Source organism: Streptomyces sp. NPDC006261, assembly GCF_040613515.1.
Classification (GTDB): Bacteria; Actinomycetota; Actinomycetes; order Streptomycetales; family Streptomycetaceae; genus Streptomyces.
Window position 1 is genome coordinate 1 of sequence record NZ_JBEXSI010000120.1, and the last position, 7,623, is coordinate 7,623.

6 protein-coding genes are annotated in these 7,623 nt (G+C 71.0%); 5 read left to right on the plus strand and 1 reads right to left on the minus strand.

Annotated features, from left to right (window positions below):
- Positions 1-185 (minus strand): hypothetical protein (locus tag ABZ154_RS34420; RefSeq protein ID WP_356838356.1); only part of this gene is annotated, 185 nt, incomplete at its 3' end.
- On the opposite strand from ABZ154_RS34420, the gene ABZ154_RS34425 reads away from it, so the two are divergent.
- From ABZ154_RS34425 to murD, 5 genes are all read left to right on the plus strand, one after another.
- The gene (locus ABZ154_RS34425) at positions 184-1,953 is read left to right on the plus strand and encodes a penicillin-binding protein 2 (protein ID WP_356838357.1); all 1,770 of its coding nucleotides are present in this window, start codon (positions 184-186) and stop codon (positions 1,951-1,953) included. The genes ABZ154_RS34420 and ABZ154_RS34425 overlap by 2 nt on opposite strands.
- Before the next feature lie 185 nt (positions 1,954-2,138).
- Complete coding sequence (locus tag ABZ154_RS34430; protein ID WP_356838358.1) at positions 2,139-3,710, plus strand: UDP-N-acetylmuramoyl-L-alanyl-D-glutamate--2,6-diaminopimelate ligase; 1,572 nt, start codon at positions 2,139-2,141, stop codon at positions 3,708-3,710.
- Positions 3,711-3,714: 4 nt separating this feature from the next.
- Positions 3,715-5,136, plus strand: a complete 1,422-nt coding sequence (murF, locus tag ABZ154_RS34435; protein WP_356838359.1) for a UDP-N-acetylmuramoyl-tripeptide--D-alanyl-D-alanine ligase — start codon at positions 3,715-3,717, stop codon at positions 5,134-5,136.
- A complete protein-coding gene (gene mraY / locus ABZ154_RS34440) occupies positions 5,133-6,203 on the plus strand; it encodes a phospho-N-acetylmuramoyl-pentapeptide-transferase (RefSeq protein ID WP_356838361.1) in 1,071 nt (356 codons plus the stop codon). Before murF ends, mraY begins: the two co-directional genes overlap by 4 nt.
- Positions 6,185-7,621: a UDP-N-acetylmuramoyl-L-alanine--D-glutamate ligase gene (gene murD / locus ABZ154_RS34445; protein WP_356838362.1), complete on the plus strand. Its 1,437-nt coding sequence runs from the start codon at positions 6,185-6,187 to the stop codon at positions 7,619-7,621. Before mraY ends, murD begins: the two co-directional genes overlap by 19 nt.
- Positions 7,622-7,623: the final 2 nt, after the last annotated feature.

The window sequence follows — 7,623 nt, forward strand, 5'->3', positions numbered from 1 at the left end:
GCGACGGGTTCGACGGCGCCTACAGCGGCCACCAGTTCCTGTGGTCGTTCATCGGCCTGGTCGTCTACGTCGCGTACGACACGTACTTCACGCACCACCGCACGCGGACGCGCGCCCCGCACGCTGCGCCTGGGCAGCCCGCGCCCCCGGCTCCGGCTGGTCAGCCTCGGGCTGACGCTGATCATGCTGCTCTTCGTGGCCCGGCTGCTCCAGGTCCAGGCCGTCGACGGCACCGCCTACGCGGCCAAGGCCGAGAAGAACCGCTACCTGGAGTACACGGTCGCGGCCGAGCGCGGGGAGATCACCGATCGCAGGGGGGTCGCGCTCGCCACCAGCGTGGACGCACACAACATCACGGCCGACCCCAAGCTGTTCACGCCCGAGGAGAGCAACGCGCCCGACGCCCCGCAACAGGCCGCAGTCCTGCTCGCCCCCATCCTCGGCAAGGACGTCGACAAGCTCGTCAAGCAGCTCTCGGCCAACAGCCGCTACACCGTCCTCGCCCACCGGCAGACCCCCCAGGTCTGGAAGCAGATCAAGGACCTCAAGGCCGTCTTCGCCGAGAAGGCCGCCGAGGACAAGCTGAGCGGCGGCAAGGGCGCCAATGTCCTGGCTGGTGTCCTCCAGGAGCCCACCACCAAGCGGGTCTACCCCAACGGGGACCTCGCCGCCGGGATACTGGGATTCGTCAGCGCCGACGGCAAGGGCGGCGGCGGCATCGAACTCCAGCTGGACAAGGAACTCGCGGGCGAGGACGGGAAGATCCGCTATGCCCAGTCCGGCGGCCGCCGCGTCCCCACCGCCGGCGGCAGCGAGGTCCCGGCCGTGCCCGGCTCCGACATCGAGCTGACCATCGACCGCGACATCCAGTGGGCCGCCCAGAAGGCCATCAGCGACCAGGTCGAGAAGTCCAAGGCCGACCGCGGCTACGTCATCGTGCAGAACACCCGGACCGGCGAACTGCTGGCCATGGCCAACGCGCCCGGCTACGACCCCAACGACCTCTCCCAGGCCACCTCCGCGTCGCTCGGCAACGCGGCCCTCCAGGACGTGTACGAGCCGGGCTCCACCAGCAAGGTCATGTCCATGGCCGCCGTGTTGGAGGAGAAGGCCGCCACGCCCGGCACCCACGTCACCGTCCCCAACCGGCTGCACCGCGGCGACCGGCTCTTCAAGGACGACGTCGACCACCCCACCTGGTACCTCACGCTCAACGGGGTCCTCGCCAAGTCCAGCAACATCGGCACCATCCTGGCGACCGGTCAGCTCGGCAGGACCCAGGCCGAGTCCAACCAGGTCCTTTACTCCTACCTGCGCAAGTTCGGCCTCGGCGCCAAGACCGGCCTCGGCTACCCCGGCGAGTCACCCGGCCTCCTCGCCCACCCCAAGGACTGGTCGACCTCGCAGCAGTACACGATCCCCTTCGGCCAGGGCCTCTCGCTCAACGCCGTCCAGGCCGCCTCGGTCTACTCCACCATCGCCAACGGGGGGGTCCGGATCGCGCCCACCCTCGTACGCGGCACCAAGGGCGCCGACGGCCGCTTCACCGCAGCGGAGGCACCCGAGGAGAACCGGGTGGTCAGCGAGAAGACCGCCAGGACCCTGGCGACCATGCTGGAATCCGTCGTCGACGACCAGGAGGGCACCGGCACCAAGGCCGCCATCCCCGGCTACCGGGTCGCGGGCAAGACCGGCACCGCCAACCGGGTCGACCCGGTCCGCGGCGTCTACAAGGGGTACACCGCCTCCTTCGCCGGCTTCGCCCCGGCCGACGATCCGCAGATCACCGTCTACTGCGCGATCCAGAACCCCACCAAGGGAAGCTACTTCGGCGGCCAGATCTGCGGCCCGATCTACAAGCACGTCATGGAGTTCGCGCTCAAGACGCTCCAGACCCCACCGTCCGGCAGCAAGCCGCCCCGGCTGCCGGTGTCCTTCAAACCCGGCGAGTGAACACGGGGGTGCGCGAGCATCCCCCCAAGGGAACCCCAGTGACAACCATCACCCCCGATCCCGGGAACCGGAGCGAGAACTTCCCGGGACCCGGTCCCTCGCTTGGCGAGAGCCCGCACCGGCCCGGTACGCTCACCGCCGTGCCCCACGCTGATCAGTCCCAAACCCCTCAGAAGGACGCGCCTGTGACCTACCCGGGAGCGCCCCGACCGGACCGGCTCCGGCCCACCTCCCTCGGCGAGCTGGCCGGCCGGCTCGGCGTCGAGGCGGCCGGATCCGGTGACGTCACCGGCATCACCCACGACTCGCGGGCCGTGCGCCCCGGAGACGTGTACGCGGCCCTGCCCGGCGCCCGTTTCCACGGCGCCGACTTCGCGGCCCAGGCCGCGGGCCTCGGCGCGGCCGCCGTCCTCACCGACCCGGCCGGCGCCGAACGCGCCGCCGCCACCGGCCTGCCGGTCCTGGTCACCGAGGACCCGCGCGCCGTCATGGGCGAGCTGGCCGCCGACATCTACGGGCGGCCCGGCATCGGCCTCCTCCAGATCGGCATCACCGGAACCTCCGGCAAGACCACCACCGCGTACCTGGTCGAGGGCGGACTGCGCGCCGCGGGCCGCCCCACCGGACTCATCGGCACCGTCGAGATGCGCATCGGCGACGAGCGCATCAAGTCCGAGCGCACCACCCCCGAAGCCACCGACCTCCAGGCGCTGTTCGCGGTCATGCGCGAACGCGGCGTCGAGGCCGTCGCCATGGAGGTCTCCAGCCACGCCCTCGTGCTCGGCCGGGTCGACGGCTGCGTCTTCGACGTCGCGGTCTTCAACAACCTCAGCCCGGAGCACATGGAGTTCCACTCCGGCATGGAGGACTACTTCCAGGCCAAGGCCCAGCTCTTCACCCCCGAACGCAGCCACCGCGGCGTCGTGAACTTCGACGACGAGTACGGCCGCAGGCTCATCACCGAGTCCGGGGTCCCGGTCACCACCTTCTCCGCCGAGGGCCACCCGGACGCCGACTGGCACGCCGAGGACGTCCAGGTCGGCCCCCAGGACAGCACCTTCACCGCCGTCGGCCCGAAGGGTGAGCGGATCGCCGCCCGCGCCCCGCTCCCCGGCCCGTTCAACGTCGCCAACACCCTCGCCGCGGTCGTCACCCTGGCCGTCGCGGGAGTCGACCCGCAGACCGCCGCCGACGGCATCGCGGCCGTCCCCGGGGTCCCGGGCCGCCTGGAGCGGGTGGACGCCGGACAGCCCTACCTCGCCGTCGTCGACTACGCGCACAAGACCGACGCCGTCGAGTCCGTACTGCGCTCCTTGCAGAAGGTCACCGAGGGCCGGGTGCACATCGTCCTCGGCTGCGGCGGCGACCGCGACACCACCAAGCGCGGCCCGATGGGCGCCGCCGCGGCGCGCCTCTCCGACACCGCCGTACTGACCTCCGACAACCCCCGCTCCGAGGACCCCCTCGCGATCCTCGCCGCGATGCTCTCCGGCGCCGCCGAAGTCCCCGTCCACGAACGCGGTGACGTCCTGGTCGTTGCCGACCGTGCCTCGGCCATCGCCGCCGCCGTCGCGCGCGCCGAACCGGGAGACACCGTCCTCGTCGCGGGCAAGGGCCACGAGCAGGGCCAGGACATCCACGGGGTCGTACGCCCCTTCGACGACCGCAAGGTCCTGCACGACGCCATCGAGCGGTCCCTGGGGCGCACCGACGCCGCCGACCGTGCCCCTCACCACGAGAACAACAGTCAGGGATGACCAAGTGATCACCCTTTCCCTCGCCGAGATCGCCGAAATCGTCGGCGGGCAGCCGCACGACATACCGGACCCGGCAGTCACCGTCACCGGCCCCGTCGTCATCGACTCCCGCGAGGTCGGACCCGGCAGCCTGTTCGCCGCGTTCGCCGGCGAGCGGGTGGACGGCCACGACTACGCGCAGCGCGCCGCCGAGGCGGGCGCGGCAGCCGTCCTGGCCGCCCGCCCCGTCGGCGTTGCGGCGATCGTCGTGGACGACGTCGTCGGCGCGCTCGGCGCGCTCGCCCGTACCGTCGTCGAACGCCTCGGCACCACCGTCGTCGCGCTCACCGGCTCCGCGGGCAAGACGTCCACCAAGGACCTGATCGCGCAGCTCCTGCAGCGCAAGGCCCCCACGGTCTGGACGCCGGGCTCCCTCAACAACGAGATCGGCCTGCCGCTCACCGCCCTGCGCGCCACCTCCGAGACCCAGCACCTGGTCCTGGAGATGGGCGCCCGCGGCATCGGACACATCCACTACCTCGCCGACCTCACCCCGCCCCGCGTCGGCCTGGTCCTCAACGTCGGCTCCGCCCACCTCGGGGAGTTCGGCAGCCGGGAGGCGATCGCCCAGGCCAAGGGCGAGCTGGTCGAGGTGCTTCCCGAGGACGGCTGCGCGGTGCTCAACGCCGACGACCCCCTCGTACGCGCGATGGCCTCACGCACCAAGGCCCGGGTTCTGCTCTTCGGAGAAGCCCCGGATGCGGACGTACGGGGCGAGAAGGTCCGGATGACGCCCGACGGGCGGCCCGCGTTCGAGCTCCACACACCCACCGGGTGCAGCGACGTGACCATGCGCCTGTACGGTGAGCACCACGTGTCGAACGCGCTCGCCGCGGCCGCCGTCGCCCATGAGTTGGGCATGTCCGTGACCGAGATCGCCGAGGCGCTCTCGGAGGCGGGCACCCTCTCCCGCTGGCGCATGGAGGTCACCGAGCGTCCGGACGGTGTGACGGTCGTCAATGACGCCTACAACGCGAACCCCGAATCCATGAGAGCCGCACTGCGTGCGCTGGCTGCCATGGGCCAGGCCCGAGCGGCCGACGGGGGACGCACCTGGGCGGTGCTCGGTCAGATGGCCGAGCTCGGTGACGCGTCGCTCGCCGAGCACGACGCGGTCGGACGGCTCGCCGTCCGGCTCAACGTCAGCAAGCTCGTCGCTGTCGGGGGGAGAGAAGCCTCCTGGCTGCAACTGGGCGCATATAACGAGGGTTCGTGGGGTGAGGAGTCGGTGCACGTGTCCGACGCACAGGCGGCCGTCGACCTGTTGCGCAGTGAACTGCGCCCGGGAGACGTCGTGCTGGTGAAGGCGTCCCGGTCGGTCGGCCTGGAGAAGGTCGCCCAGGCACTGCTGGAGAACTCGACCGAGGGCGAGGTCGCCGGCCGATGAGGCAGATCCTCTTCGCGGGGGCCATCGGGCTCTTCCTGACCCTGGTCGGGACCCCGCTGCTGATCAAGCTGCTGGCCCGCAAGGGATACGGGCAGTTCATCCGGGACGACGGCCCGCGGACGCACGGCAGCAAGCAGGGCACGCCCACGATGGGCGGCATCGCCTTCATCCTGGCGACGATCATCGCGTACCTCCTGGCGAAGGTGATCACCGGCGAGGACATCCGGTACTCCGGTGTCCTCGTGCTGTTCCTGATGGCCGGGATGGGCCTCGTCGGCTTCCTCGACGACTACATCAAGATCGTCAAGCAGCGTTCGCTGGGTCTGCGGGCCAAGGCGAAGATGGCCGGCCAGCTGATCGTCGGTATCGCCTTCGCGGTGCTCTCGCTCCAGTTCGCGGACTCCCGGGGCAACACCCCCGCCTCCACCCGGCTCTCCTTCGTGGAGGACTTCGGCTGGTCGATCGGTCCGGTGCTGTTCTGCGTCTGGGCGCTGTTCATGATCCTTGCCATGTCCAACGGCGTGAACCTCACGGACGGCCTGGACGGCCTGGCCACCGGCGCCTCGGTGATGGTCTTCGGCGCCTACACCTTCATCGGCCTCTGGCAGTTCCAGGAGTCCTGCGCCAACGCGGCCAATCTGACCAACCCCAGCGCCTGTTTCGAGGTACGCGACCCGCTCGACCTCGCCGTCGTCGCCTCGGCCCTGATGGGCGCCTGTTTCGGCTTCCTGTGGTGGAACACCTCGCCCGCCAAGATCTTCATGGGCGACACCGGCTCGCTCGCCCTCGGCGGCGCCCTCGCGGGCCTCGCGATCCTGTCCCGCACCGAGTTCCTGCTCGCCATCCTCGGCGGCCTCTTCGTGATGATCACCATGTCCGTGGTCATCCAGGTCGGTTCGTTCAAGATGACCGGCAAGCGGGTCTTCCGGATGGCGCCACTCCAGCACCACTTCGAACTCAAGGGGTGGTCCGAAGTCCTTGTCGTGGTCCGCTTCTGGATCATCCAGGGCATGTGCGTGATCGTCGGCCTCGGCCTCTTCTACGCGGGATGGGCAGCCAAGAAGTGAGCACCGTGGACTGGCAGGGCAAGCACGTCACCGTCGCCGGACTCGGCGTCAGCGGCATCCCCGCGGCCCGCGCCCTGCACGAGCGCGGCGCGCTCGTCACCGTCGTCAACGACGGCGACGACGAGCGCGCCCGCGCGCAGGCGGCCGAACTGGAGGCGCTCGGCATCACCGTGCGCCTCGGCGACGGCGCCACCCTGCCGCCGTCCACGGAACTCGTCGTCACGGCCCCCGGCTGGCAGCCGGACAAGCCGCTCTTCCTGGCGGCCGCCGGGGCGGGCGTCGACATCTGGGGCGACGTCGAACTCGCCTGGCGACTGCGTGGCACCAACGGCCGCACGGCCGCCCCCTGGCTCGCGGTCACCGGCACCAACGGCAAGACCACCACCGTGCGGATGCTGGCCTCGATCCTGGAGGCCGCCGGGCTGCGCACCGCGGCGGTCGGCAACATCGGCGTCTCCCTGCTGGATGCGGTGCTCGGCGAGGAGGAGTACGACGTCCTCGCCGTCGAACTCTCCAGCTACCAGCTGCACTGGGCGCCCTCCCTGCGCGCCCATTCCGCGGCCGTCCTCAACCTGGCTCCGGACCACCTCGACTGGCACGGCTCGATGGAGGCGTACGCCGCCGACAAGGGCCGGGTCTACGAGGGCAACACGATCGCCTGCGTCTACAACGCGGCCGACCCAGCCACCGAGGACCTCGTCCGCGAGGCCGACGTCGAGGAGGGCTGCCGCGCCATCGGCTTCACCCTCGGAGCACCCGGCCCCTCCCAGCTCGGCGTGGTCGACGGCATCCTCGTCGACCGGGCCTTCGTGAAGAACCGCCAGAAGCAGGCCCAGGAGCTGGCCGAGGTCTCCGACGTCAACCCCCCGGCGCCGCACAACATCGCCAACGCGCTGGCCGCCGCCGCCCTCGCCCGCGCCTTCGGCGTGGAACCGGCCGCCGTCCGCGACGGGCTGCGCGCCTTCCGTCCCGACGCCCACCGCATCGAACACGTCGCGGACATCGGCGAAGTCTCCTACGTCGACGACTCCAAGGCGACCAACACCCACGCCACCGAGGCCTCCCTCGCCGCCTACGACTCCATCGTCTGGATCGCCGGCGGCCTCGCCAAGGGCGCCACCTTCGACGAGCTGGTCACCGGCGCGGCGAAGCGGCTGCGTGGGGTCGTGCTGATGGGCGCCGACCGCGCGCTGATCCACGAAGCCCTGACGCGACACGCCCCCGAAGTCCCGGTGGTCGACCTCGACCGGACCGACACTGGGGCGATGTCCGAGGCGGTCGAGCACGCCGCCCGGCTCGCGCGGCCGGGCGATACGGTACTGCTGGCCCCGGCCTGCGCCTCGATGGACATGTTCACCAACTACACCAAGCGGGGCGAGGCGTTCGCGGACGCGAGATCTGAACAGCACACAAAATAACA

Excerpts from the sequence above, each read along its gene's own strand:
- ABZ154_RS34425 (WP_356838357.1), top strand. The coding sequence starts at position 184 with ATGCTGCTCTTCGTGGCCCGGCTGCTCCAGGTCCAGGCCGTCGACGGC.
- mraY (WP_356838361.1), top strand. The coding sequence starts at position 5,133 with ATGAGGCAGATCCTCTTCGCGGGGGCCATCGGGCTCTTCCTGACCCTG.
- murD (WP_356838362.1), top strand. The coding sequence starts at position 6,185 with ATGGGCAGCCAAGAAGTGAGCACCGTGGACTGGCAGGGCAAGCACGTC.